22 protein-coding genes and 1 tRNA gene are annotated in these 24,833 nt (G+C 67.7%); 10 read left to right on the top strand and 13 right to left on the bottom strand.

Features of this window, described 5'->3' with window-relative positions; translation table 11 throughout:
• Positions 1-18: 18 nt before the first annotated feature.
• On the bottom strand, positions 19-1,410 hold the full coding sequence (locus tag OG588_RS25155) for a hypothetical protein (protein WP_405949256.1): 1,392 nt from the start codon (positions 1,408-1,410) through the stop codon (positions 19-21).
• Between the two features lie 152 nt (positions 1,411-1,562).
• Complete coding sequence (locus tag OG588_RS25150) at positions 1,563-1,691, bottom strand: DLW-39 family protein (RefSeq protein WP_003999697.1); 129 nt, start codon at positions 1,689-1,691, stop codon at positions 1,563-1,565.
• Between the two features lie 338 nt (positions 1,692-2,029).
• Between OG588_RS25150 and OG588_RS25145 the strand changes: the two genes are divergently transcribed.
• Positions 2,030-2,368: a DUF6344 domain-containing protein gene (locus OG588_RS25145; protein ID WP_405949255.1), complete on the top strand. Its 339-nt coding sequence runs from the start codon at positions 2,030-2,032 to the stop codon at positions 2,366-2,368.
• Between the two features lie 536 nt (positions 2,369-2,904).
• On the opposite strand, the gene OG588_RS25140 is transcribed toward OG588_RS25145, so the two are convergent.
• The 9 genes from OG588_RS25140 to dnaA all read right to left on the bottom strand — a co-directional run bounded on the left by OG588_RS25140 (position 2,905) and on the right by dnaA (position 15,957).
• A tRNA-Ile gene (locus OG588_RS25140) sits at positions 2,905-2,981 on the bottom strand.
• Between the two features lie 124 nt (positions 2,982-3,105).
• Positions 3,106-3,927, bottom strand: coding sequence for a DUF3566 domain-containing protein (locus OG588_RS25135; protein WP_405949254.1), 822 nt, complete (start codon positions 3,925-3,927; stop codon positions 3,106-3,108).
• A gap of 18 nt (positions 3,928-3,945) precedes the next feature.
• A complete protein-coding gene (gene gyrA, locus OG588_RS25130; RefSeq protein ID WP_405949253.1) occupies positions 3,946-6,537 on the bottom strand; it encodes a DNA gyrase subunit A in 2,592 nt (863 codons plus the stop codon).
• 42 nt (positions 6,538-6,579) lie between these two features.
• Positions 6,580-8,640: a DNA topoisomerase (ATP-hydrolyzing) subunit B gene (gene gyrB, locus OG588_RS25125; protein ID WP_405949252.1), complete on the bottom strand. Its 2,061-nt coding sequence runs from the start codon at positions 8,638-8,640 to the stop codon at positions 6,580-6,582.
• Positions 8,641-8,992: 352 nt separating this feature from the next.
• Positions 8,993-9,541, bottom strand: coding sequence for a DciA family protein (locus OG588_RS25120; protein WP_327402785.1), 549 nt, complete (start codon positions 9,539-9,541; stop codon positions 8,993-8,995).
• Complete coding sequence (recF, locus tag OG588_RS25115) at positions 9,538-10,659, bottom strand: DNA replication/repair protein RecF (protein ID WP_405949251.1); 1,122 nt, start codon at positions 10,657-10,659, stop codon at positions 9,538-9,540. Before recF ends, OG588_RS25120 begins: the two co-directional genes overlap by 4 nt.
• A gap of 69 nt (positions 10,660-10,728) precedes the next feature.
• The gene (gnd, locus tag OG588_RS25110) at positions 10,729-11,622 is read right to left on the bottom strand and encodes a phosphogluconate dehydrogenase (NAD(+)-dependent, decarboxylating) (RefSeq protein WP_405949250.1); all 894 of its coding nucleotides are present in this window, start codon (positions 11,620-11,622) and stop codon (positions 10,729-10,731) included.
• A 149-nt stretch (positions 11,623-11,771) separates the two neighbouring features.
• Entirely contained in the window at positions 11,772-12,902 is a 1,131-nt protein-coding gene (gene dnaN, locus OG588_RS25105) for a DNA polymerase III subunit beta (protein ID WP_366096778.1), read from the bottom strand.
• A gap of 1,192 nt (positions 12,903-14,094) precedes the next feature.
• Positions 14,095-15,957 (bottom strand): chromosomal replication initiator protein DnaA, encoded by a 1,863-nt coding sequence (gene dnaA, locus OG588_RS25100; protein WP_405949249.1) that lies wholly within the window; start codon positions 15,955-15,957, stop codon positions 14,095-14,097.
• A gap of 398 nt (positions 15,958-16,355) precedes the next feature.
• Between dnaA and rpmH the strand changes: the two genes are divergently transcribed.
• The 9 genes from rpmH (at position 16,356) to OG588_RS25055 (ending at position 23,345) form a co-directional block, all read left to right on the top strand.
• Positions 16,356-16,493: a 50S ribosomal protein L34 gene (rpmH, locus tag OG588_RS25095; protein WP_006381191.1), complete on the top strand. Its 138-nt coding sequence runs from the start codon at positions 16,356-16,358 to the stop codon at positions 16,491-16,493.
• Between the two features lie 21 nt (positions 16,494-16,514).
• Positions 16,515-16,886 carry a ribonuclease P protein component gene (rnpA, locus tag OG588_RS25090; protein WP_078532680.1) on the top strand — a complete coding sequence of 124 codons (372 nt, stop codon included), beginning with the start codon at positions 16,515-16,517 and terminating at the stop codon, positions 16,884-16,886.
• Positions 16,883-17,236 (top strand): membrane protein insertion efficiency factor YidD, encoded by a 354-nt coding sequence (gene yidD / locus OG588_RS25085; RefSeq protein WP_033285733.1) that lies wholly within the window; start codon positions 16,883-16,885, stop codon positions 17,234-17,236. Before rnpA ends, yidD begins: the two co-directional genes overlap by 4 nt.
• A gap of 3 nt (positions 17,237-17,239) precedes the next feature.
• Complete coding sequence (yidC, locus tag OG588_RS25080; protein ID WP_405949248.1) at positions 17,240-18,538, top strand: membrane protein insertase YidC; 1,299 nt, start codon at positions 17,240-17,242, stop codon at positions 18,536-18,538.
• 15 nt (positions 18,539-18,553) lie between these two features.
• The gene (locus OG588_RS25075; protein WP_366096747.1) at positions 18,554-19,066 is read left to right on the top strand and encodes a R3H domain-containing nucleic acid-binding protein; all 513 of its coding nucleotides are present in this window, start codon (positions 18,554-18,556) and stop codon (positions 19,064-19,066) included.
• Positions 19,067-19,202: 136 nt separating this feature from the next.
• Entirely contained in the window at positions 19,203-19,919 is a 717-nt protein-coding gene (gene rsmG / locus OG588_RS25070; RefSeq protein ID WP_019055150.1) for a 16S rRNA (guanine(527)-N(7))-methyltransferase RsmG, read from the top strand.
• 319 nt (positions 19,920-20,238) lie between these two features.
• Positions 20,239-21,312, top strand: coding sequence for a ParA family protein (locus tag OG588_RS25065; RefSeq protein WP_405953205.1), 1,074 nt, complete (start codon positions 20,239-20,241; stop codon positions 21,310-21,312).
• Positions 21,309-22,400 (top strand): ParB/RepB/Spo0J family partition protein, encoded by a 1,092-nt coding sequence (locus OG588_RS25060; RefSeq protein WP_366096746.1) that lies wholly within the window; start codon positions 21,309-21,311, stop codon positions 22,398-22,400. Before OG588_RS25065 ends, OG588_RS25060 begins: the two co-directional genes overlap by 4 nt.
• A gap of 327 nt (positions 22,401-22,727) precedes the next feature.
• On the top strand, positions 22,728-23,345 hold the full coding sequence (locus OG588_RS25055) for a GNAT family N-acetyltransferase (protein WP_266859312.1): 618 nt from the start codon (positions 22,728-22,730) through the stop codon (positions 23,343-23,345).
• Positions 23,346-23,414: 69 nt separating this feature from the next.
• On the opposite strand, the gene trxA is transcribed toward OG588_RS25055, so the two are convergent.
• Positions 23,415-23,750, bottom strand: a complete 336-nt coding sequence (trxA, locus tag OG588_RS25050; RefSeq protein ID WP_327402795.1) for a thioredoxin — start codon at positions 23,748-23,750, stop codon at positions 23,415-23,417.
• A 42-nt stretch (positions 23,751-23,792) separates the two neighbouring features.
• The gene (gene trxB, locus OG588_RS25045; RefSeq protein WP_019055145.1) at positions 23,793-24,761 is read right to left on the bottom strand and encodes a thioredoxin-disulfide reductase; all 969 of its coding nucleotides are present in this window, start codon (positions 24,759-24,761) and stop codon (positions 23,793-23,795) included.
• Positions 24,762-24,833 lie beyond the last annotated feature (72 nt).

The following is a 24,833-nucleotide window of genomic DNA, read 5'->3' as shown; positions in this document are numbered from 1 at the left end:
GACGGAGGCTGACGGGGCCTACGGCGTGGCCGTCGAGGCCCGGCGCCTGGCCGACACCGTCCACACGCCGAGCGTCGCCAGCAGCGCGGTGCCCGCGCCGATCCCGGCCACCGCGAGCACCTTCATCGCGGCGTCGCCGCCTCCCCCGACACTCCCCGTCCCCGTCCCCGCCCCCGTCACGGCCGCCGCACGGTCCTGCGCGGTGACGTCGAAGATGTTCCTGGGCTCGGCCGGGCCCGCGTACCCGGGACCGGCGTGCGCCGTACCGGCGACGTGCACGCGCAGTGTCACCGGGAACGGTCCCTGGCCGAAGTCGTCGGCCAGCTGCGCGTCGAGGTGCACGACGAGGTAGTACGACCCGGCGAAGCGCATCCCGTTCTCGTGGTCGACGACGGAGTAGCGGTTGCGGTACTCGACGGGCGGCAGGGGTTCCAGCGCCACCGACCTCTGGGTGCCCTGGTAGCTGAGGCCGGCCTCGTCGACGGAGCCGCGCACGGGGTTGTAGAGCGCCAGGTCGAGCGCGCGGTTCACATAGCCGCTACCGCCCTCGGAACCGCCCAACTCGGCGGTGACGGACAGCTGTTGACCCCAGTCGACCGGCACCCTGTAGAAGAGGGTCCGGCCCGGCCCGATGTCGTCGCGCCACACGCCCTGCCCGACGGCGACCGCCCCGGCGAACCCCGAACCGCCCGCACGACGCCGGGCCTCCCCCGTGACGGCCTCGGGCGAGGCCGAGTCCCACACCTGGGGCGCGCCGGTCGCGCCGACCTGTGCCGGCGAGGGCTCCGACACCGCGGTGAGTTCCAGACCCCAGGTGTCCGACGAGGAACCCGACGCGTCGACGCGCTCGACGAGCACGGAGAACTTGCCACCGCCCTTGCACAGCGCCTTACCCGCCTCCCGTACGGCCCAGGCGGCCACGGGGTGGGGGCTCCGACCGGCCCCGAAGGTGGCGCTCTGGTACGTGCAGCCGGTGCCCTTGGCGTTCCGCATCGACACCTTGATGCCGTCGGTCGCGGCGACCGTGGTGCCCGCCGGAGGCACGGCGGTCACGGAGACGTAGACGTCCGACGTGGCATCGAGATGAAGACCGTAATAGACGCTGGCCCCCTTGGAGAGGGAACTCCTGTACGTCCCACCAGGCTCCAGGTCCACGGCGTGCGCGGCGCTGTTCGCTCCGTCGACAACCCGGTCGCCCTTGTCGTAGCCGTAGGAGCCGGATGACCCGGCCGCGGTGGCGGGCCGGCCCGTGAGGGCGACCGTCGCGCACAGCACCGCGCCGAGGACCACGACACGTCGGACGGCCCCGGCAACGGGCGTACGGCCGCCCTGTGCCCGCGTCCGCCACCACGCCGTACGCCGCCGCCCCATCACGCGCCACCCCTCGTCGTTGCTCCGGACGTGGCCCATCCTGCCCCGCACGCGCGCGTGGCATCCGGGCAATCCGTGCGCGTGTCCGAAACGCCCGGGTCGTGGCGGCCGTACCGGCACGGGGGCAAGCGCGCAACACAAAGCCCCGACCGCCAGGCGGCCGGGGCTTGCTCAGAACTGGATCTCGGTACTCAGGAACCCGTGGGCACGGAGTCGGTCGCCTCCGTCCACAGGTCCTGCTCGGCGCGATCCGCCTGGATCTGGCGGTACACGAGGAGACCGCCGATGGCAGCCAGTGCGACCAGGAGAAGCTTCTTCACCGCGCGACCTCGTCTTTCTTTGACGTAGGGGGACCTCTGTCGCCCGACTATACACACCGACCGAGACCGATCGGTGACCTGTGTCCGGGGCCAACTCCCGCCCGGGACAGTGCAGTAGAAGCGGATGCGACCGCTCCGATCGGAGGGTGATCACATCTCCACGGACGGCCACTTCGCCCTCTTTTTGCGCATCTTCAGCCGTTTTCAGCGCCTATGCACCCATCCGAGTGGTGTTCATCAGAACATCGACGCGCCATGGGCGTCGGTCCACCACTTCGCCGCCCCCATACACATCATGAGGAAAGTACGCAAATCGCCCAACCTGAAAGTGAGGGGCCATGGCCCAGATCAAGGTCATGAAGTTGTGGAACGCCTTCGTCACCGGCTTCCTGGCACTGTGCACGGCGCTCGGACTCATCACGGTCACCGCGACGGCCGCCGCCGCGACGACGAGCACGAGCACCAGCGCCACCGCGCAGGCGACGACCCCGGCGGTCTCCCCCTGGACCTTCACCAGGTCCCTGCCCCCCACGATGAAGCAACGCATCCGCGCCGAGGCCCACGGCAAGTCCCCGAGCTGCCGCCACCGCCCGCCGACGGACATGGACGAGACCACGGAGCAGGCCGACGCGACGGAGACGGACCACGCCGAGCCGGGAGCCCCGCTCCAGCGCTGACCCCGGTCCCGTCCCCTCCAGCACCGACCTGCCCGACCTGCCCGACCGCCCGCCCTCTCTGACACAGCGGCGAACTTGCGTACAACGCTCCAGAGACAACACAGGAGACCCCGAAAACCCCTGGCCCACTGCGGCCGGGGGTCTTCTGGCGTGCCCTCAGCTCATCGTTGCTCAGTGCTCAGGCCCACCGCCCGGCCACTTGTCACATTGCCGTGGGCGCGATGGTCGTCACAGCGTCCAAAGGAAGAAAGCCATCCCCGAGCCGACGACTCCCACACCGGCCCATATGGCAGTGCCCTTCCGTCTGTTCGGCCGATCTTGATCCCGATGGCCCCACCACTCGGCGCATGCGAGAAAGAAGCCCACCAGGCCGATCAGGGCGAACTCTCCCCCAAGCAGCCAGTACAAGAAGCGCATGGTTCTCCCGTGGAGACGCGGCGGACCGCTCATCGGCCGGCCGCTGCCGCTGCCGCTGCCGTTGGTGTCACTGGAGGTGTCAAAAGGCCCCCAGCCTGATCGGCTGGGGGCCTTCGTGATGGTGGGGCTAACAGGATTTGAACCTGTGGCCTCATCCTTATCAGGGATGCGCTCTAACCAACTGAGCTATAGCCCCGCCGCGCTTTGCGGAGTGTGTCCCGCGCGCTGACTCCTGAAGATTAGCGCACGACATGGGCAGTCCCAAAATCGATAGTCACAGGACTGTCGACAGGGGTTTCAACCCGCGTTCACGCGTCTTCTCACTCGTCCTCGGCGAGCGTCAGCTCGATGCCGCCGACGAAGCCGGCGGAGAGGTTGTAGATGAACGCGCCGAGCGTCGCGAGGGCCGTGGCCAGGACGACGTCGATGACCGCGATGATCCCGGAGAACGTCAGGACGTGCGGGAGGGAGAGGAAGGACTGCAGGTCGAAGCCGTTCGACTCGTTCGAGCCGGTCGCCTCCGAGATCGTGCCGCCGACCGTCGAGAAGACCCCCATCGCGTCCATGACCATCCACAGCACCGCGGACGCCACGACCGTGCAGATGCCCAGCGCGATGGAGAGCAGGAAGCTGACCTTCATCACCGACCACGGATCGGCCTTGGCCACCCGCAGCCGCGCCTTACGGGTACGCGGCGCGGTGCGCGCGCCCGTGCGAGGACGCCGTACGGCACCGCTCTGGGCGGCGGCGGGCGCCTGCGTGGGGTAGGCCTGCGGCGGGTGGTACGGCCCCGCCGCCTGCTGCGGCTGACGCTCCCCCGGCAGGGGCGAACCCGGCAGCGGGGACGCCGTCGGCGGGGCGGCCGGTGCGGCGGGCTGGGCCGGAGCCTGGCCCTGGGTCGGGGCCTTGGCGCCGGGCGCGGCCGGGCCCGCACCGGCCGACTGCTGCTGGGTCTGCGGACCTCGGGTGTCCGTCACAGTTCCCCCCTGGGATCCATGCGAGTCGGGCGCGTGCGAGTCCGTCTTCTTCACGTCGATCGCACGCAGTTGGGTCGTGTGCGGATCTGTCGTGTTCGCGGCGGAGCCACGGCCGCCGCCGTCCGTGTCCGTACCGGTCGATCCGGCGCCCGTGGCTCCGCTCACGATGACTCTCTCCTCGTGCTACTCGACCGAGGGTGCGTCACCCTCGTCCGTGCCGGTGGTCGCGACATCCTCGGTGGTCTCGTCGACGGCCTCGTCGCCGACGACTTCCTCCGCCTCGGATCCCGCCTCGGCGTTACGAGCGATACCGACGACGGCATCGCGCTTGCCCAGGTTGATCAGTTGGACGCCCATGGTGTCACGGCCTGTCTCCCTGACCTCGTTGACTCGCGTACGAATCACACCGCCGGACAGCGTGATGGCGAGGATCTCGTCGGTCTCCTCGACCACCAGCGCGCCGACGAGAGAACCGCGGTCCTCGACGATCTTGGCGGCCTTGATACCCAGGCCGCCGCGACCCTGGACGCGGTACTCGTCGACGGCGGTCCGCTTCGCGTACCCGCCGTCTGTGGCAGTGAACACGAACGTACCGGGTCGAACAACATTCATCGAGAGAAGCTGGTCGCCCTCGCGGAAACTCATGCCCTTGACACCGGAGGTCGCACGCCCCATGGGGCGCAACGCGTCGTCCGTCGCCGTGAACCTGATCGACTGTGCCTTCTTGCTGATCAGGAGCAGATCGTCCTCGTTCGAGACGAGTTCGGCACCGATCAGTTCGTCGTCGGAACCGTCCTCCGTCTCACGGAGGTTGATCGCGATGACACCGCCGGAGCGGGGCGAATCGTAATCCTTCAGAGGCGTCTTCTTGACCAGGCCGCCCTTGGTGGCGAGGACCAGGTAAGGCGCCGCTTCGTAGTCGCGGATCGCGAGGATCTCGGCGATCGCCTCGTCCGGCTGGAAGGCGAGCAGGTTCGCCACGTGCTGCCCGCGCGCGTCCCGGCCGGCGTCGGGGAGTTCGTACGCCTTCGCGCGGTAGACGCGGCCCTTGTTGGTGAAGAACAGCAGCCAGTGGTGGGTGGTCGACACGAAGAAGTGGTCGACGATGTCGTCTTCCTTGAGCTTCGTGCCGCGTACGCCCTTGCCGCCGCGCTTCTGGGAGCGGTAGTCGTCCGCCTTGGTGCGCTTGACATAGCCGCCGCGCGAGATGGTGACGACGATGTCCTCTTCGGCGATCAGGTCCTCCATGGACATGTCGCCGTCGAAGGGCACGAGCATCGTCTTGCGGTCGTCGCCGAACTTCTCGACGATCGCGGCGAGTTCCTCGCTGACGATGCCGCGCTGGCGGACCGGGGAGGCCAGGATCGCGTTGTACTCGGTGATCTTCGCCTGGAGTTCGTCGTGCTCCTGGACGATCTTCTGGCGCTCCAGGGCGGCCAGTCGGCGGAGCTGCATCTCCAGGATGGCGTTCGCCTGGATCTCGTCGATCTCCAGGAGGGCCATCAGGCCCGTGCGCGCGATGTCCACGGTGTCGCTGCGCCGGATCAGCGCGATGACCTCGTCGATGGCGTCCAGGGCCTTCAGGAGGCCGCGCAGGATGTGCGCCCGCTCCTCGGCCTTGCGCAGCCGGAACTTCGTCCGGCGGACGATGACCTCGATCTGGTGCGCCACCCAGTGCCGGATGAACGCGTCCAGGGAGAGGGTCCTCGGCACACCGTCGACCAGGGCCAGCATGTTGGCGCTGAAGTTCGACTGCAGATCGGTGTGCTTGTAGAGGTTGTTCAGTACGACCTTGGCGACCGCGTCCCTCTTGAGGACGATGACGAGGCGCTGGCCGGTACGGGACGACGTCTCGTCGCGGACGTCGGCGATGCCGCCGACCTTGCCGTCCTTCACCAGGTCGGCGATCTTCTGCGCGAGGTTGTCGGGGTTGGTCTGGTAGGGGAGTTCGGTGACCACCAGGCACTGGCGGTTCTGGATCTCCTCGACCTCGACGACCGCGCGCATGGTGATCGAGCCGCGGCCGGTGCGGTACGCCTCTTCGATGCCCTTACGGCCGACTACGAGCGCCCCGGTCGGGAAGTCGGGGCCCTTGATGCGCTCGATCAGCGCGTCCAGCAGCTCCTCGTGCGAGGCCTCGGGGTTCTCCAGGCACCACTGGGCGCCCGCCGCGACCTCACGGAGGTTGTGCGGCGGGATGTTGGTGGCCATGCCGACCGCGATGCCCGCCGAGCCGTTGATCAGCAGGTTCGGGAAGCGGGCCGGCAGGACGGTCGGCTCCTGGGAGCGGCCGTCGTAGTTGTCCGTGAAGTCGACGGTGTCCTCGTCGATGTCACGGACCATCTCCATGGACAGCGGCGCCAGCTTGCACTCGGTGTAGCGCATGGCGGCGGCGGGGTCGTTGCCCGGAGAGCCGAAGTTGCCGTTCGAGTCCACCAGCGGCATCCGCATCGACCACGGCTGCGCGAGGCGGACCAGCGCGTCGTAGATCGAGGAGTCGCCGTGCGGGTGGTAGTTGCCCATGACGTCGCCGACGACACGGGCGCACTTGTAGAAGCCCTTCTCGGGCCGGTAGCCGCCGTCGTACATGGCGTACAGGACGCGGCGGTGGACGGGCTTGAGGCCGTCGCGGACGTCGGGCAGGGCTCGCGACACGATGACGGACATCGCGTAGTCGAGGTACGAGCGCTGCATCTCGGTCTCAAGCCCTACGGGCTCGACACGCTGGGCGATGACGCCCTCTTCAGGCGTGCTAGGAGTGTTCTCGTCGGCCATTGCTGGTGAAGATCCTTCCTGATGCGGTCAGCTGAGACCGACTCAGATGTCGAGGAAGCGGACGTCCTTGGCGTTGCGCTGGATGAACTGGCGGCGCGCCTCGACGTCCTCGCCCATGAGAACCGAGAACAGGTCGTCGGCCTGCGCGGCGTCGTCCAGGGTGACCTGGCCGAGGACGCGGTGCTCCTGGTCCATCGTGGTGATGCGCAGCTCCTCGGCGTTCATCTCGCCGAGACCCTTGAAGCGCTGGATCGAGTCTTCCTTGATGCGCTTGCCGTTCTGCCGGCCCAGCTCGATCAGGGCGTCGCGCTCGCGGTCCGAGTACGCGTACTCGAAGTCGTCACGGCCCCACTTGATCTTGTAGAGCGGGGGACGCGACAGGAACACGTGCCCGGCCTCGACCAGCGGCCGCATGAAGCGGAACAGGAAGGTCAGCAGCAGGGTGCTGATGTGCTGACCGTCGACGTCGGCGTCCGCCATCAGGATGATCTTGTGATAGCGCAGCCTGGCGATGTCGAAGTCCTCGTGGACTCCGGTGCCGAAGGCGGAGATCAGTGCCTGGATCTCCTGGTTCTGCAGGATCTTGTCGATCCTGGCCTTCTCGACGTTGAGGATCTTGCCTCGGATCGGAAGGATCGCCTGGTACTGCGGGTTCCGGCCGGACTTGGCCGAGCCGCCGGCGGAGTCACCCTCGACGATGAAGATCTCGCACTTGGTGGGGTCGTTCGACTGGCAGTCGGACAGCTTGCCCGGCAGCGAAGCCGTCTCCAGCAGACCCTTGCGACGGGTGAGGTCGCGGGCCTTGCGGGCCGCCACGCGCGCGGTTGCCGCCTGGATGCCCTTGCGGATGATGTCCGAGGCCTCGTTCGGGTTGCGGTCGAGCCAGTCGTTGAGGTGCTCGTAGACCGCCTTCTGTACGAAGGTCTTCGCTTCGGTGTTGCCGAGCTTGGTCTTGGTCTGGCCCTCGAACTGCGGCTCGGCCAGCTTCACCGAGATGATCGCGGTCAGACCCTCGCGGATGTCGTCGCCCGTGAGGTTGTCGTCCTTCTCGCGGATCAGCTTCTTGTCGCGCGCGTACTTGTTGATCAGCGACGTCAGCGCGGCCCGGAAGCCCTCTTCGTGGGTGCCGCCCTCATGCGTGTGGATGATGTTGGCGAAGGAGTACACACCCTCGCTGTAACCGCTGTTCCACTGCATCGCGACCTCAAGGGACAGGCTCTTGTCCTTGTCCTCCGCCTCCAGGTCGATGACGGTCGGGTGCACCACGTCCCCCTTGCGGGAGTTGAGGTACGTCACGTAGTCGACGATGCCGCCCTCGTAGTGGTACGTGACGGTCTTGACGTCGTCCTTCTCGTCCGCACCCGCCTCGTCGGCACCGGCCGTGGCCTTCGCCAGCTCGCGCTCGTCAGTGAGTTTGATCGTCAAACCCTTGTTGAGGAACGCCATCTCCTGGAAGCGCCGCGAGAGCGTCTCGAAGGAGTACTCGGTGGTCTCGAAGACGTCCGGGTCGGCCCAGAAGGTGACCGACGTACCGGTCTCGTCCGTGGCCTCGTGCTGCGCGAGCGGGGCGGTCGGAACGCCCAGTTTGTAGTCCTGCGTCCAGCGGTAGCCGTCGGTCCTGACCTCGACCGCGACCTTGCTGGACAGCGCGTTCACCACGGACACGCCCACACCGTGCAGACCGCCGGAGACCGCGTAACCGCCGCCCCCGAACTTGCCGCCCGCGTGCAGCACCGTCAGCACGACCTCGATGGCCGGCTTGCCCTCGGACGGGACGATGCCCACCGGGATGCCTCGGCCGTTGTCGATGACGCGGACGCCGCCGTCGTGAAGGATCGTGACGTCGATCGTGTCCGCGTGGCCGGCCAGCGCCTCGTCGACGGAGTTGTCGACGACTTCCTGCACGAGGTGGTGCAGGCCGCGCTCGCCGGTCGAGCCGATGTACATACCGGGTCGCTTGCGGACCGCGTCCAGACCCTCGAGGACGGTGATGGCGCTGGCGTCGTACGAGGCGGTGACCTCGCCGTTCGAGGTGTGAGCCCCGCCGTTGGCGCCGGCGTCGGTGGACGGGATGTTCTCGTTGGGGTTGCCGGAATCGGCCACGAAGCGCCCTTTCTGGCACAGCACAAGCCAGGCTCAGGCTGGTGGCCGGAGCGGCTGCGGCGTGTTGCGTTGGTAAGCCTTAGTCAGCGTTGCTCGGTGTCTGTCCCACAAGTGGGGCGGGATTGCTTCCAGTCTACCGGTAGCGCCGACATGGATGGGGGTTTGCCGGTACCTGAGTCCTCATGTGCCGCCCTCAACCGGTCTCTCCCGACTCCCCATATGCGGAACGGGGCTCAAAGAGGCTCACGGAGGCACTCAGCGCTTCCGGGTGTCAACCCTTTGCTACTCAAGGGTCAGGTCGGTATTCGCAACCGCGTCCGTTCACCCGCCGGAGCCCGCACTGTGATGTCAGTCACCCATAGGTGTCGCCGGGGCCCGTGCTGCCGGGAGCGCGCAGGGGACCGTAGCGACGGGGCGGGCCACCGGGGCCGTTCACCTTGAGGAGCTTCACCGTGCCGTGCCCCAGGTCCTCGTTCAGCCGGGCCACCAACTGGGGGGCGAGGAGGCGCAGATTGGTCGCCCAGGCCGTCGAATCGCAGCGCACGATCAGGACCCGCTCGTCCTCGTCGTACTTCTCCGGGACGCAGTGATTGGCCAGGTCCTCGCCGACGATCTGCGGCCAGCGGCCCATCACTCCGCCCACCGCGGCCGGCGTCTCCCAGCCGCGCTCGTTCAGCAGCCGGTTGATCGCAGCACCGAGGGCCATCGGGTCGCGGCCGTCGGCGCGCGCGCCGGAGCGCAGGCCGCCGCGCCGCGCCTGCTTCTTCTGCTGCGCCGCGTCCCCACGCGCGCGTGCCTGTTCCTTCGCGGCGCGCAGCGCCACGCGCGCGAGGTCGACGCCGGAGGGTTCGGCGGCCTTCTTGGGCGCGGGTTCCCCGCCCGCGGGCTGGTCCGTCGTCATACGCGGTCCACCGCCCCCTCCGCGACGCTGTACCGCGTCCCCGCCAGGACATGCGGCACGTCGTCGTCGACCGCGGCCGTCACCAGCACCTGCTCACCGGGCGCCACCAGCTCGGCCAGCCGCTCCCGACGGCGCGTGTCCAGCTCCGCGAACACGTCGTCGAGCACGAGCACCGGCTCATTGCCCTCACCCCGGAGCAGGTCGTACGACGCGAGCCGCAACGCCAGCGCGTACGACCAGGACTCCCCGTGCGAGGCGTATCCCTTGGCCGGCAACTGACCGAGTTTGAGAACCAAATCGTCCCGATGCGGTCCTACGAGGGTGACGCCCCGCTCGATCTCCTGCTTGCGCGCCTCCGCGATCGCCGCCATCAACTGCTCGTAGAGGTCCTCACGCGTGTGTGCCTCACCGGGCGCCGACGGCTTGTACTCCAGGGCCACCGGGCCGCCGCCGGGCGCCAGTTGCTCGTACGCCTTGTCCGCGAGGGGCTGGATCGCGGCGATCAGGTCGAGCCGCTGGGCGAGCAACTCGGCCCCCACGCGCGCGAGATGCTGATCCCACACATCGAGCGTCGACAGGTCCATCGACCGCCCACCGTGCCGCCGCGCCAACGCGGCCGACTTCAGCAGGGTGTTGCGCTGCTTGAGCACCCGCTCGTAGTCGGACCGGACACCGGCCATGCGGGGCGACCGCGCGGTGATCAGTTCGTCCAGGAACCGCCGCCGCTCCCCGGGGTCCCCCTTCACCAGGGCGAGATCCTCGGGCGCGAACAGCACGGTCCGTACGATGCCCAGCACGTCACGCGGCCTGACCTGCGAGGACCGGTTGATGCGGGCGCGGTTGGCGCGGCCGGGGTTCAGCTCCAGCTCGACCAGCTGCTGCCGCTCGCCCTGCTTGACCTGCGCCCGGATGATCGCGCGCTCGGCGCCCATGCGGACGAGGGGGGCGTCGGAGGAGACGCGGTGACTGCCCAGGGTGGCGAGATAGCCGATGGCCTCGACGAGGTTGGTCTTGCCCTGCCCGTTGGGCCCCACGAACGCGGTGACGCCGGGGTCGAGCGGGACGTCGACCCCGGCGTACGAGCGGAAGTCGGCCAGCGACAGATGCGTGACGTGCATGGTCGTTCGCCGACCTCCCCCAGGTTGTGGATCCACCGGTCGCGGCCGGTGGATCTGCGGATCTGTGGATTACTTCGTCGTTGTGGACTGCTTCGTCTCGACCGCGTGGCCACCGAACTGGTTGCGCAGCGCCGCGATCATCTTCATCTGCGGCGAGTCCTCCTGGCGCGACGCGAACCGCGCGAAGAGGGAGGCCGTGATCGCGGGCAGCGGTACGGCGTTGTCGATGGCGGCCTCGACGGTCCACCGGCCCTCGCCGGAGTCCTCCGCGAAGCCCTTGAGCTTGTCCAAGTGCTCGTCGCCGTCAAGGGCGTTGACCGCCAGGTCGAGCAGCCAGGAACGGATGACCGTGCCCTCCTGCCAGGAGCGGAAGACCTCGCGGACGTCCGTCACCGAGTCGACCTTCTCCAGCAGCTCCCAGCCCTCGGCATAGGCCTGCATCATGGCGTACTCGATGCCGTTGTGAACCATCTTCGAGAAGTGCCCGGCACCCACCTTGCCGGCGTGCACGAAGCCGAACTCGCCCTCGGGCTTGAGGGCGTCGAAGACGGGCTGCACCTTGGCGATGTTCTCGGCGTCGCCGCCGACCATCAGGGCATAGCCGTTCTGCAGGCCCCAGACGCCGCCTGAGACGCCCGCGTCGACGAAGCCGATGCCCTTGGCCCCGAGCTCCTCGGCGTGCTTCTCGTCGTCCGTCCAGCGGGAGTTGCCGCCGTCCACGACGACATCGCCGGGCTCCAGGAGGTCGGCCAACTCGTCGACGGTCGCCTGGGTCGGGGCGCCGGCCGGGACCATCACCCACACCACGCGCGGGCCCTTGAGCTTGCCCACAAGCTCGCCCAGGCTGTGGACATCGGCGAGGTCCGGGTTGCGGTCGTATCCGATGACGGTGTGGCCTGCGCGGCGGATGCGCTCGCGCATGTTGCCGCCCATCTTGCCGAGGCCGACGAGACCGAGCTCCATCAGTTGTTCCTTAGGGTGCGACGTGGCATGAAGGCACTTGCGTACCTGTGTCCGAGCCTAAACCCGGACGGTCATGCACACCTGTGGGCATACGCGCTCAGAAGTACCGGGCGGTATGCCCCGACCTGCGGTGTTCTCGTCGACGCCGATCAGCCGCTGAGGCGGACCGGCATGATCAGGTACTTGTAGGCCTCGTCCGCCTCGGCGTCCAGGGCGGGCTTGCCGCTGAGCAGCGCGGGCTTGGTGGACGTCGTGAACGACAGCTGGGCGACCGGGGAGTCGATCGCGCTCAGGCCGTCCAGCAGGAAGGTCGGGTTGAAGGCGATCGACACGTCGTCGCCCTCAAGGTTCGCGTCGACGCGCTCCACAGCCTGTGCGTCGTCGCTGGAACCGGCCTCCAGGATCAGCACACCCTGCTCGAAGCTCAGCCGCACCGGGGTGTTGCGCTCGGCGACCAGGGCCACGCGCTTGACGGCCTCCACGAAGGGGGCGGTCTCGATCACGGCGATGGTGTTGAACTCCGTCGGGAACAGCGAGCGGTACTTCGGGAGGTCGCCCTCCAGGAGGCGGGTCGTCGTACGACGACCGGCGCCCTCGAAGCCGATGAGGCCCTCGCCCTGGCCCGAGCCGGACAGCGCCAGGATCACGCTGTCGCCGCTCGTGAGGGCCTTGGCGGTGTCCAGGAGCGTCTTGGCGGGCACCAGGGCGACCGCGGACGCCTCCGGGTCCTCCGGCTTCCACAGGAACTCACGGACCGCGAAGCGGTAGCGGTCGGTGGACGCCAGCGTCACCGTGTCGCCCTCGATCTCGATGCGCACACCGGTGAGGACGGGCAGCGTGTCGTCACGGCCGGCGGCGATGGCCACCTGGGCGGCCGCCGAGGCGAACACCTCACCGGGGACGGTGCCGGTCGCGGTCGGCATCTGCGGCAGCGCCGGGTACTCCTCCACAGGGAGTGTGTGCAGCGTGAAGCGCGAGGAGCCGCAGACAACCGTCGCCCGTACACCGTCTGTGGAAATCTCCACCGGTCGGTTGGGGAGGGCGCGGCAGATGTCGGCGAGCAGTCGGCCGGAGACGAGGACCGTGCCCTCCTCCTCGACCTCCGCGTCGACCGACACGCGTGCGGAGACCTCGTAGTCGAAGCTGGACAGGCTCAGCTGCCCCTCCTCGGACTTCAGCAGGAGGCCGGCGAGGACCGGCGCCGGCGGACGGGCCGGGAGGCTGCGTGCCGCCCAGGCCACTGCCTCCGCGAGTACGTCGCGTTCCACCCGGATCTTCACTGTTGCCGCCTCCTGCTGTTGCCGGCGCTTCTCGGCCTGCCTGGCTTCGTCGTCTGTCTCGGTGTCGTCGGTCCCTGTGAGGGGAAGGACACGGGGAACAGTCTGACGCACGGCACTGACAGTAGGTGCCTATCGGGGTCAAGTCGTGACGAGGGGCTGTCGGGCGACGAAGCGCGAGTTGTGCACAGGCCCCGCTTCGAAACGGTTTCCCAGCTCTCTCTAGTTGCTAGTAGTAGTAGGGGCTGTGGATACCGTGGATAACCGCGTTTTCGCAGCTCAGAGCGGGAATTTTGTCCACCGACCCTGTGGGCGACGCCGGTGGACAACCTCGGGTTTCTGTGGAGAACGGAAAGTTCTGCACACCCCATGCACAGCCGAGGGCCACTTCTCCCCAGCGCCGTCCCCAGCTTTACCCGCCTTTCCCACAGCCCAACCCGGCACCTTCGTGTGACGCCTTTCACTCGACACGGTGAGGTGGCGCGTTGCGTTGCCGAACAGTGGACAGCGGTGTGGAGAAGCTGGAGATCGCTGGGGACAACCGGCTCCAGCCTGTGGGTTGTCGGTGGACAACTTGATCCACAGGCTGGGGATCAAGGATCCGTCCACAGGCTGTGGATATCTTTTGTCCACGAATCCACAAGCATCTGACCTGGTCTGATCGTCCCTCACCCGCGGCGCCTGTGGACACGATCTGGACAACTTCTCAGTCCCCAGGATGTGGACGGAAGAAAGTCGCCGAATCTGTGGAGGACGGCCGTAACCCGGCGGGTATTCGAACAGCGGGTGGTCGGTCCGTGGGTTTGAAACGAGGGCGAGCGGCTGCCGGATCGGCTCACGGCGAGCTCCAAACGGGCTCTGGACGGGCTGAGGATCGGCCGCGGACCGCTTCGGAGTGGCTTCCGGGACGCCTCAGAGCGGGTCCGGAATGGCTCCGAGGCGGGTCCGGAACCGGCCGCGGATCGTCTCCGGACGCCTCTGACACCTCCGCACGGCTCCGGGATGCGCTCTCTCGACGCCTCTCCGACGCCCTCTCTCCCTCCTCTTCCCTGCGCCCGCCGAAGCACCTCCCGTCGTCTCCGAGCGCCGTACCGGCCGTCGTACCGACCGCCTCCCGGCACGACGAAGAGCGCCCCGGGAGAGATCCCGGGGCGCCCTTCGGTGTCGTAGCTCTGGTGTCGTAACTCCGCGGCTGTCAGCCGTTCTTGATGCGGTTGGTCAGTTCGGTGACCTGGTTGTAGATCGAGCGGCGTTCGGCCATCAGCGCGCGGATCTTGCGGTCGGCGTGCATGACCGTCGTGTGGTCGCGGCCGCCGAACTGCGCGCCGATCTTCGGCAGGGAGAGGTCGGTCAGTTCGCGGCACACGTACATGGCGATCTGCCGGGCCGTGACCAGCTGGCGGCCGCGTGAACTGCCGCACAGGTCCTCGACGGTGATGCCGAAGTAGTCGGCGGTCGCGCCCATGATCGCCGTCGCGGTGATCTCCGGTGTCGAGTCCTCGCCGCCCGGGATCAGGTCCTTGAGGACGATCTCGGTGAGGCCGAGGTCGACGGGCTGCCGGTTGAGCGAGGCGAACGCCGTCACCCGGATCAGCGCCCCCTCCAGCTCGCGGATGTTGCGCGAGATGCGGGAGGCGATGAACTCCAGGACCTCGGGCGGGGCGTTGAGCTGCTCCTGTACCGCCTTCTTACGAAGGATGGCGATACGCGTCTCCAGCTCGGGCGGCTGGACGTCGGTGATCAGCCCCCACTCGAAACGGTTCCGCAGCCGGTCCTCCAGCGTGACCAGCTGCTTGGGCGGCCGGTCACTGGAGAGCACGATCTGCTTGTTCGCGTTGTGGAGCGTGTTGAACGTGTGGAAGAACTCCTCCTGCGTCGACTCCTTGTCCGCGAGGAACTGGATGTCGTCGACAAGAAGGATGTCCATCTCGCGGTACCGCTTGCGGAAGCTGTCGCCCTTGCCGTCGCGGATCGAGTTGATGAACTCGTTGGTGAACTCCTCGGAGCTCACGTACCGCACGCGCGTGCCGGGGTACAGGCTCCGCGCGTAGTGCCCGATCGCGTGCAGCAGGTGCGTCTTGCCGAGCCCCGACTCCCCGTAGATGAACAGGGGGTTGTACGCCTTCGCGGGCGCCTCGGCGACGGCGACCGCGGCCGCGTGCGCGAACCGGTTCGAGGCGCCGATGACAAAGGTGTCGAAGAGGTACTTCGGGTTCAGGCGCGCGGTCGGCTCACCCGGGCCCGCGGCCGGCGCGGGCTTCGAGCCCAGCGGCCCCGGACCGCTGCGGTGCACATGCCCGGAGTTGGACGGCGAGTGCGAGTCGGACAGGTCGCGGCGTGCGTCGCGCTGGTTGTAGTGCTCGCGGGACTTCTCGTACTCGGCCCGCGACTGTTCGTACTCGGCGCGCTGCTGCTCGTACGACGGACGCTCCATCGACTGCGGGCGGTAGTCCTGCGTCGGCGGCGCGTACTGATCCTGGGACGGCGGTCCGTACTGGTCCTGCGGAGGCGACGCGTACGGGTCCCGGTCCGGGAAGCCGAGCCGCTGCTGTTGCCAGCCGTAGTCGTCCTGCGCCGGCCGCGGCCAGGCGCCCGGCTCGGGGCGCTGGTACTCCGACGGGTAGGCGGGGCGGGCGGTGGGCAGTTGGTCGCCGGGGCCGCCGGGGAGCGGCTCTGCGCGATGACGGCCGTAGCCGCCCTCGTAGGGGTCCCGGCTCTGCTCGGGTTCCTCGTAGCGCCGCTGGGGCTGGGCGGGGGGTGCCGGCGGGCCGGGGGGCTCGCCGGCGGAGTCGTCGACGGTGATCGCGATGCGGATCGGCCGGCCGCACTCGCGGCTCAGCGTCTCGCTGACGATCGGGGCGAGGCGGCCTTCGAGCACGCCTTTCGCAAACTCGTTCGGTACGGCGAGCAAGGCTGTGTCGGCGACGAGTGCCAGGGGTTGGCAGCGCCGGATCCAGTGCTCGTCCTTGGTCTCGACACCCTGCCCACGCCCCTCACCGAGAAGTTGCTCCAGCACTCGTGGCCACACTGCGGCAAGATCGGCAGGTACGTCAGCCACAGGGCACGCTCTCTCACGGGTCCCACGAACGTGTGGTTCGCGGACGGGACGGGATGTACATCGGGTGGGGCGCTCGGGAAAAAGGTGTGGGGCGGGGGACAAAGGAACGAATCGGAGTCCAGCCACGGTAGTCAGGGCGACGGGTGCGGTTCAAGTTGTTGTCCCCAGCCTGTGGATAGTGTCTCCTCGGGATCGCTGGTTTGACCGGATGGCGTAGCCCCGCGTACCGTGACCAGGTCGAGTTGTCGATGGCTGCTGCCGCCTGCCTCCGATGGGCACAGATCGCTTCGAGGTGATCGGGAAGCGGTGCACTCGGGCGTTACTGCGAGCTACTCGTGGGCGCACGGTGACAGCCAGGGCGGCACCCGCCACCACCGATTTATTTCTGGAGCCCTCTCGTGAGCAAGCGCACCTTCCAGCCGAACAACCGTCGCCGGGCCAAGACCCACGGCTTCCGCCTGCGGATGCGTACCCGTGCCGGTCGCGCGATTCTCGCGAACCGTCGTGGCAAGGGTCGCGCCAGCCTGTCCGCCTGATCCCGATCAGGTCATGACGTCGTGCTGCCTACCGAGCATCGGCTGAGGCGGCGCGAAGACTTCGCGACCGCGGTACGACGGGGTCGCCGGGCCGGCCGCCCGCTTCTCGTCGTCCACTTTCGTAGCGGTGCCACGGACCCGCACGCGCCAGGGGAGAGCGCTCCCCCGACGCGTGCGGGTTTCGTCGTCAGCAAGGCGGTGGGCGGCGCCGTGGTGCGCAACAAGGTGAAGCGCAGACTCCGTCATCTGATGCGCGAGCGAGTCGCCCTGTTTCCCCCCGGTAGCCTGGTAGTCGTACGAGCGCTGCCCGGAGCGGGCGACGCCGACCATGCACAGCTGGCCCAAGACCTGGATGCCGCCGTTCAGCGGCTGCTGGGAGGGGGCGCGCGATGAAGTACCCACTGCTGGCGCTGATCAAGCTGTACCAGTGGACGATCAGTCCATTGCTCGGCCCGGTGTGCAAGTACTACCCGTCGTGCTCCCACTACGGCTATACGGCCATAGACCGGCACGGCGCGATCAAGGGCACAGCGCTCACGGCCTGGCGCATCCTGCGCTGCAATCCGTGGTCGCTCGGCGGTGTGGACCATGTCCCACCGCGTAAGCGTCCTAGGTGGCACGAGATGTTGCGGGGCGCATGGCGCGCACGCAAGGGCGGGACCTCCGCCGCCGAAACGGCCACAGAAGGGCTGAGTCCTTCGAGCCCGGCCGCAGAGACACCGTCCCATGCCCAAGGAGCATGATTAGTGGACACGATTGCCAGTCTTTTCAGCTTCATCACGACACCCGTTTCTTGGGTCATCGTCCAGTTCCACTCGGTGTACGGGAAGGTTTTCGGTCCCGACACGGGCTGGGCCTGGGGCCTGTCCATCGTGTCCCTGGTGATCCTGATCCGCATCTGTCTGATCCCGCTCTTTGTGAAGCAGATCAAGGCGACCCGGGCCATGCAGACCCTGCAGCCCGAGATGAAGAAGATCCAGGAACGCTACAAGAACGACAAGCAGCGTCAGTCCGAAGAGATGATGAAGCTGTACAAGGAGTCGGGTACCAACCCGCTCTCCTCGTGCCTTCCCATCCTGGCGCAGTCTCCGTTCTTCTTCGCCCTTTATCACGTGCTCAACGGCATCGCGACGGGCTCGACGATCGGCGTCATCAACGACTCGCTGCTCGCCAGCGCGCGTAAGGCGCACATCTTCGGTGCCCCGCTCGCGGCGAAGTTCACGGACGGCAGCAGCAAGGTCGAGGCCCTCGGTGCCTCGCTGTCCGACGTCCGGGTCGTCACCGCGATCATGATCGTGATGATGTCGGCGTCGCAGTTCTACACGCAGCGCCAGCTGATGACGAAGAACGTCGACACCACGGTGAAGACGCCGTTCATGCAGCAGCAGAAGATGCTGATGTACGTCTTCCCGGTCATGTTCGCCATCTTCGGCATCAACTTCCCCGTCGGTGTCCTCGTCTACTGGCTGACCACCAACGTGTGGACCATGGGCCAGCAGATGTACGTCATCCACAACAACCCGACCCCGGGTTCCAAGGCCCAGGCCGCTTACCTGGAGCGCCTGACCAAGCACGTCACGCACCACGAGAAGACCCGCAGCCGGGGTGAGAAGGCCATCGTCAAGGCGATCGTCTCCAAGGGCCGCGACCGCAACGAGTTCGAGCGCAAGTTCATCAACAGCCTCACGAAGGTGAGCCTCGTGGCCCAGGCCGACGGCACTGTGGTGAAGGGCGAGAGCACGGCTGTGGAGTCCGAGGACGGTACGCCGACCCCGGCGACCCCCAGGCGCCAGCAGCCCAAGCGACAGACCAAGGCCCAGCGCCAGTCCGCCGCCGCGAAGGCGGCCGACGACAGCGCCGAGCACGAGGCCGACGCCGCCGACGAGCCGAGGACCTCGCTGACCAAGTCGGACGAGCCCGAGGACGCCAAGCCCGCCACCGCTGCGAAGAAGCCCACCCCGAAGCCCGCGGGCGGTACTCGCAGCAAGGCCCAGTCCGGACAGCGCAAGGGTCCGCAGCGGCCCAAGTCCCCGTCCAAGAAGTAAGAAGGAGTCCATCCCGTGACGGAAGGCACCACCTCCGCCGCTGCCGAGGGTGCAGACACCCTGTCCCGCCTGGAGCAGGAGGGCGAGATCGCGGCGGACTACCTCGAGGGTCTGCTCGACATCGCCGATCTCGACGGCGACATCGACATGGATGTCGAGGCCGACCGCGCCGCTGTCTCGATCATCAGCGACAGCAGCGGCCGTGACCTCCAGAAGCTCGTCGGTCGTGACGGTGAGGTGCTGGAGGCACTTCAGGAGCTCACCCGCCTGGCCGTGCACCGGGAGACCGGCGACCGCAGCCGACTGATGCTGGACATCGCGGGCTACCGCGCCAAGAAGCGCACCGAGCTCTCGGAGCTGGGCGCCAAGACCGCGGCCGACGTGAAGAACACCGGCGAGCCGGTGAAGCTGAACCCGATGACCCCGTTCGAGCGCAAGGTCGTGCACGACGCGGTCAAGGCCGCGGGACTGCGCAGCGAGTCGGAGGGCGAGGAGCCGCAGCGCTTCGTCGTCGTGCTTCCTGCCTGATCGGTACCTACGGTTCCACCGGCCCCGTCTGTTGAGCAGGCGGGGCCGAACTTTGTCAGCCTGATAGTCCTGTAGTTCTGGTGGTTCTGGTGGTCAGCGCCCAATGCGCTTTTGCGGTACGGAAGGACGGTTCCCCGTGACGGAGGCAGCGGAGCTTCCCCCCGCGCCCGAGCAGGCGCGCGAGGTGTTCGGCGATCGCTTCGAGGACGCGGTCCGATACGCCGAGCTGCTCGCCGACGCGGGTGTGCAGCGCGGCCTGATCGGCCCACGTGAGGTGCCCCGCCTGTGGGAGCGGCACCTGCTCAACTGCGCGGTCCTCTCGGAGGTCGTGCCGGACGGAGTGACGGTGTGCGACGTCGGCTCCGGCGCCGGCCTCCCGGGCATTCCCCTGGCCCTGGTCCGCGAGGACATCAAGATCACCCTCCTCGAACCGCTCCTCCGCCGTACGACCTTCCTCACCGAGGTGGTCGAACTCCTGGGCCTCGACCACGTCACCGTCGTGCGTGGGCGTGCCGAGGAGGTCATGGGCACACTGCAGCCGGTCCATGTCGTGACGGCCCGGGCGGTGGCTCCGCTGGAGCGCCTGGCCACCTGGGGCATCCCGCTGCTGCGTCCCTACGGCGAGATGCTCGCCCTGAAGGGGGACACGGCCGAGGAGGAGCTCAAGAGTGCGGGGACCGTGCTCAGCAAGCTCGGAGCCGTGGAGACGTCCATCCTGCATGTCGGCGAGGGCATCGTCGATCCGCTGTCCACGGTGGTGCGTGTGGAGGTCGGAGAGAGCCCCGGCGGGGTTCGTTTCGCGGCGAAGCGGGCCAAGGCGGCTCGTACGGGCCGTACACGTCGGCGTCGTTGAGACTGTGCAAGCGCTGGGGCGGGTCGGTCCCAGCGCTTGAAGTACGTCGCTGATCCGTCCTGACGACGAGACTTACTCCACACAAGCTGTCAAACCTATGCATGCCGGAGTGTCGCGGACAGTTCGGCCTCGGCGGCTGTGCATCGTGTTTCACGTGAAACGTCGCTCACTGCTACACGGCATCATCGGTCGCACCCGCGCCGCGGCCGAACCCCGCGACCGGAAGCCTCTCGGATCACTCGGAGAGGGCACGGAGTTGTCCACAGAGGTGGAATTCTCCACAGAACAACAGGCCTCACTGGTTCACGACCCTGAAGACATGGGAGGCTCTGTTCATTGCGAGCCTGAAGTCGAGGAGAGTGAATCCTTGCGGTCCGACGCCAACATCGCGGGACCGATGACCGATCCGGTCCCCGGTCCCCGTACCGAGTCGATGGGGGAGGATGTTTCACGTGAAACACCGCCCCCTATGGACGACACTCCCATCGGTCGTGCTGCCCAACTGGCGGTGGAAGCCCTAGGTCGTGCCGGCGAGGGTCTGCCGCGTCCTGAGCAGACCCGCATCATGGTCGTCGCCAACCAGAAGGGCGGGGTGGGCAAGACGACGACGACCGTCAATCTTGCCGCTTCGCTGGCACTGCACGGTGCCCGTGTTCTGGTGGTCGACCTCGACCCACAGGGCAATGCGTCCACGGCACTGGGGATCGATCACCACGCGGAAGTTCCTTCCATCTATGACGTGTTGGTCGACAGCCGACCTCTCTCCGAGGTCGTGCAGCCGGTTCCCGATGTCGAGGGTCTCTTCTGTGCCCCCGCCACGATCGATCTCGCCGGTGCGGAGATCGAGCTGGTGTCCCTGGTGGCCCGAGAGAGCAGACTGCAGCGGGCGATTCAGGCCTACGAGCAGCCGCTGGACTACATCCTCATCGACTGTCCGCCGTCGCTCGGTCTGCTGACGGTCAACGCGTTGGTTGCCGGCGCGGAGGTTCTCATCCCGATCCAGTGCGAGTACTACGCGCTGGAAGGCCTCGGACAGTTGCTCCGCAACGTCGACCTGGTTCGGGGGCACCTCAACCCCAACCTGCATGTGTCGACCATCCTGCTCACCATGTACGACGGCCGGACGCGTCTCGCGTCTCAGGTCGCGGACGAGGTGCGCAGCCACTTCGGCGACGAGGTGCTGCGGACGAGCATTCCCCGCTCGGTCCGTATCTCCGAGGCGCCGAGCTATGGGCAGACGGTACTGACCTACGATCCCGGATCGAGCGGTGCCCTCTCCTACTTTGAGGCAGCAAGGGAAATCGCGCTGAAGGGTGTGGGCGTCAGCTACGACGCATCGCATGCGCATATCGGCGCTCAGGGCGACCAGAGCATGGTGGAGGGTATCCAGTGAGCGAGCGACGGAGGGGTTTGGGCCGTGGGCTCGGCGCACTGATCCCCGCAGCCCCGACCGGGGAGAAGACGGTGGCTCCGGCCGCCATGGGTTCGACATCCCCCTCGGCTGTCCCGGTCATCACCGGCGACCGGGGGGTGGCCGCGGCAAAGGTCACCACACTGCCGCCGGTCTCCTACGAGACAGAGGACCTTTCGGCGTACGGCACTCCGGAGACACCGGCGCCTCCCGTCGGTGCCTTCTTCGCCGAGCTGCCCCTCGACTCCATCACGCCGAACTCGCGCCAGCCGCGTGAGGTCTTCGACGAGGACGCGCTGCAGGAACTGGTCACTTCCATCAAGGAGGTCGGCCTCCTCCAGCCCGTCGTCGTACGGCAGATCGGCCTGACGAGCTACGAGCTCATCATGGGCGAGCGGCGCTGGCGGGCCTGCCGTGAGGCCGGCTTGGAGGCGATCCCGGCGATCGTCCGGGCCACGGACGACGAGAAGCTTCTCCTGGACGCCCTCCTGGAGAACCTGCACCGTGCCCAGCTGAACCCGCTCGAAGAGGCGGCCGCCTACGATCAGTTGCTCAAGGACTTCAACTGCACGCACGACCAGTTGGCGGACCGCATCGGACGTTCGCGCCCGCAGGTCTCCAACACCCTGCGTCTGCTGAAGCTCTCGCCGTCGGTCCAGCGCCGTGTCGCCGCCGGAGTCCTCTCCGCCGGTCACGCCCGGGCGCTGCTCTCCGTCGACGACTCGGAGGAGCAGGACCGGCTGGCGCATCGGATCGTGGCCGAGGGCCTCTCGGTGCGGGCCGTCGAGGAGATCGTGACCCTGATGGGGTCGCGGCCCCAGACCGCTCAGCGTTCCAAGGGACCGCGGGCCGGCGCCCTGGTCTCCCCGGCGCTGTCCGATCTCGCCACGCGTCTCTCCGATCGCTTCGAGACCCGGGTGAAGGTCGACCTGGGCCAGAAGAAGGGCAAGATCACTGTCGAGTTCGCCTCGATGGAGGACCTTGAGCGGATCCTCGGTTCGTTGGCTCCGGGCGAGGGGCCGGTCCTGCAGCGGAGTCTGCTGGACGACGAATCGGAGGACGAGGCCTGAGCCGTCCTGTCGACGGCATGGGTTCTGTCCGTCCGATCAGCAGAGCGGGCCGTGTCCGGTGTGTACCGGAAGGCGGCCCGCTCTTTGCTTTCTGTCGGTATCGATGCAATCGCATCATCGATACGATGCGTTCGGGTATGGCGCATCCACCTGGCAGCACCTCTTAGGGGAGGCGGGGGCCATGCGAACGGTGAGCCGCACCGGACTGGTGAGCGCGGGTCTGGGCCTGGGGGCGGTCGGCGGGTTCGTCGGCAGTCTGCTCAGGGAACGCAGCGCTCTGACAGCCGCCCGCGGCGCTGCGGGCGAAGGAAGCGAGGATCAGCCTTCATGGGGCGTCGGCTCGTACCGCTCACGCTGGACAATCTCCCGGACATTCCCAACCGTTGTCAGTCGTGCGTCTTCTGGGAGCTGGACCCCGTCAGAGGACAAGCCGCGGTAAAGGCGGGCACGGCGTCCGTGGAGAAGGAAGCGTGGATCTCCGCCGTCCTCCTGGACTGGGGCTCCTGCGGCCGTGTCGTCTACGTCGACGACGTGCCGGTGGGCTTCGTCCTCTACGCCCCGCCCGCCTACGTCCCCCGCTCGACGGCGTTTCCCACAAGCCCCGTGTCGCCGGACGCTGTGCAGCTGATGACGTCGTTCATCATGCCGGGCTATCAGGGGCAGGGACTGGGGCGGGTCATGGTTCAGACCGTCGCCAAGGATCTGCTGCGTCGGGGCTTCAAGGCGATCGAGGCCTTCGGCGATGCCCACGCGAAAGAGGCGGCCTGTGTGCTGCCCGCCGATCATCTCCTCGCCGTGGGTTTCAAGACGGTCCGTCAGCATCCCGCCTATCCACGGCTGCGGCTGGAGCTGCGCACGACGCTCTCCTGGAAGGAAGACGTGGAGATGGCGCTCGACCGGCTGCTGGGAGCAGTACAGAAGGAACCAGCGCTTCGACCGCTCTAAAGCAAAGGGGCCGACTCCGGAGAGTCGGCCCCTTCATGTTTCACGTGAAACACGGTTTCACGTGAAACATCACTTGCTGGCGATGAACTCGTCGAGGTCGCGAAGGATCGCGGCCTTCGGCTTGGCGCCGACGATGGTCTTGGCGACCTCGCCACCCTGGTAGACGTTCAGGGTCGGGATGGACATGACGCCGTACCGGGCGGCCGTCGCCGGGTTCTCGTCGATGTTGAGCTTGACGATCTCGATCGCGTCGCCGTGCTCGGCGGCGATGGCTTCGAGGGACGGAGCGATCTGGCGGCACGGGCCGCACCAGGAAGCCCAGAAGTCCACCAGGACGGGCTTGTCGCTCTTGAGGACGTCCTCGTCGAAGGAAGCGTCGGTCACATTCTTCAGAGTGCCGGCCACGGCGGGCTCCTTAACTTGATCGTGCGGTGGGGAGGATGGGGGTCAGACGGTGGTCTTCGCAGGCTCTGCCTGCTCCTTGTCCGCGAGGGCGGCAAGGAAGTGCTCGGTGTCCAGAGCGGCGGAGCAGCCAGTGCCGGCGGCGGTGATCGCCTGGCGGTAGGTGTGGTCGACGACGTCACCGGCGCCGAAGACACCGGTCAGGTTGGTGCGGGTCGAGGGTGCCTCGACCTTCAGGTAGCCCTCGCCGTCCAGGTCCAACTGGCCCTTGAAGAGCTCCGTGCGGGGGTCGTGGCCGATCGCGATGAACAGGCCCGTCACCGCCAGGTCCGAGAGTTCCCCGGTCTTCAGGTTGCGCAGCTTGAGGCCGGCGAGCTTGGGGTCGCCCTCGATCTCGGCGACCTCGCTGTCCCAGACAAACTTGATCTTCGGGTCGGCGAAGGCACGCTCCTGCATCGCCTTGGAGGCACGCAGGCTGTCGCGGCGGTGGACGATCGTCACGGACTTGGCGAAGCGGGAGAGGAAGGTCGCCTCTTCCATCGCCGTGTCACCACCACCGATGACGGCGATGTCCTGGTCCTTGAAGAAGAACCCGTCACAGGTGGCACACCAGGAGACACCTCGACCGGACAGTGCGTCCTCGTTCGGCAGGCCCAGCTTGCGGTGCTGCGAGCCGGTGGTCACGATGACGGCCTTCGCCTGGTGCACGGTGCCCGAGGTGTCCGTGACGGTCTTGATCTCACCGGTCAGGTCGACGGAGACCACATCGTCCGGGATCAGTTCGGCGCCGAAGCGCTCGGCCTGGGCGCGCATGTTGTCCATGAGCTCGGGGCCCATGATGCCGTCCTGGAAGCCCGGGAAGTTCTCGACCTCGGTGGTGTTCATCAGCGCGCCACCAGCGGTGACGGCACCCTCGAACACCAGCGGCTTCAGCGACGCGCGCGCGGTGTAGAGCGCCGCCGTGTAGCCGGCGGGCCCGGAGCCGATGATGATCACGTTTCGGACGTCGCTCACGGCTTGGTTCCTCGTCTCTGGACTGCGTCAGTACGACCGGTGGGAGCCCCTTTCAGAGCCTCCACACCACCC

Source organism: Streptomyces prunicolor, assembly GCF_045162825.1.
Classification (GTDB): Bacteria; Actinomycetota; Actinomycetes; order Streptomycetales; family Streptomycetaceae; genus Streptomyces; species Streptomyces prunicolor.
This window is presented reverse-complemented; position numbering and strand designations above follow the sequence as displayed.

What these genes read in the sequence shown, in the direction of transcription:
- OG588_RS25065 (WP_405953205.1), top strand. Translation starts at nt 20,239, where the DNA reads ATGGGAGGCTCTGTTCATTGCGAGCCTGAAGTCGAGGAGAGTGAATCC.
- gnd (WP_405949250.1), bottom strand. Translation starts at nt 11,622, where the DNA reads ATGGAGCTCGGTCTCGTCGGCCTCGGCAAGATGGGCGGCAACATGCGC.
- yidD (WP_033285733.1), top strand. Translation starts at nt 16,883, where the DNA reads ATGAAGTACCCACTGCTGGCGCTGATCAAGCTGTACCAGTGGACGATC.
- OG588_RS25155 (WP_405949256.1), bottom strand. Translation starts at nt 1,410, where the DNA reads ATGGGCCACGTCCGGAGCAACGACGAGGGGTGGCGCGTGATGGGGCGG.
- gyrA (WP_405949253.1), bottom strand. Translation starts at nt 6,537, where the DNA reads ATGGCCGACGAGAACACTCCTAGCACGCCTGAAGAGGGCGTCATCGCC.
- OG588_RS25120 (WP_327402785.1), bottom strand. Translation starts at nt 9,541, where the DNA reads ATGACGACGGACCAGCCCGCGGGCGGGGAACCCGCGCCCAAGAAGGCC.
- recF (WP_405949251.1), bottom strand. Translation starts at nt 10,659, where the DNA reads ATGCACGTCACGCATCTGTCGCTGGCCGACTTCCGCTCGTACGCCGGG.
- OG588_RS25055 (WP_266859312.1), top strand. Translation starts at nt 22,728, where the DNA reads ATGGGGCGTCGGCTCGTACCGCTCACGCTGGACAATCTCCCGGACATT.
- OG588_RS25145 (WP_405949255.1), top strand. Translation starts at nt 2,030, where the DNA reads ATGGCCCAGATCAAGGTCATGAAGTTGTGGAACGCCTTCGTCACCGGC.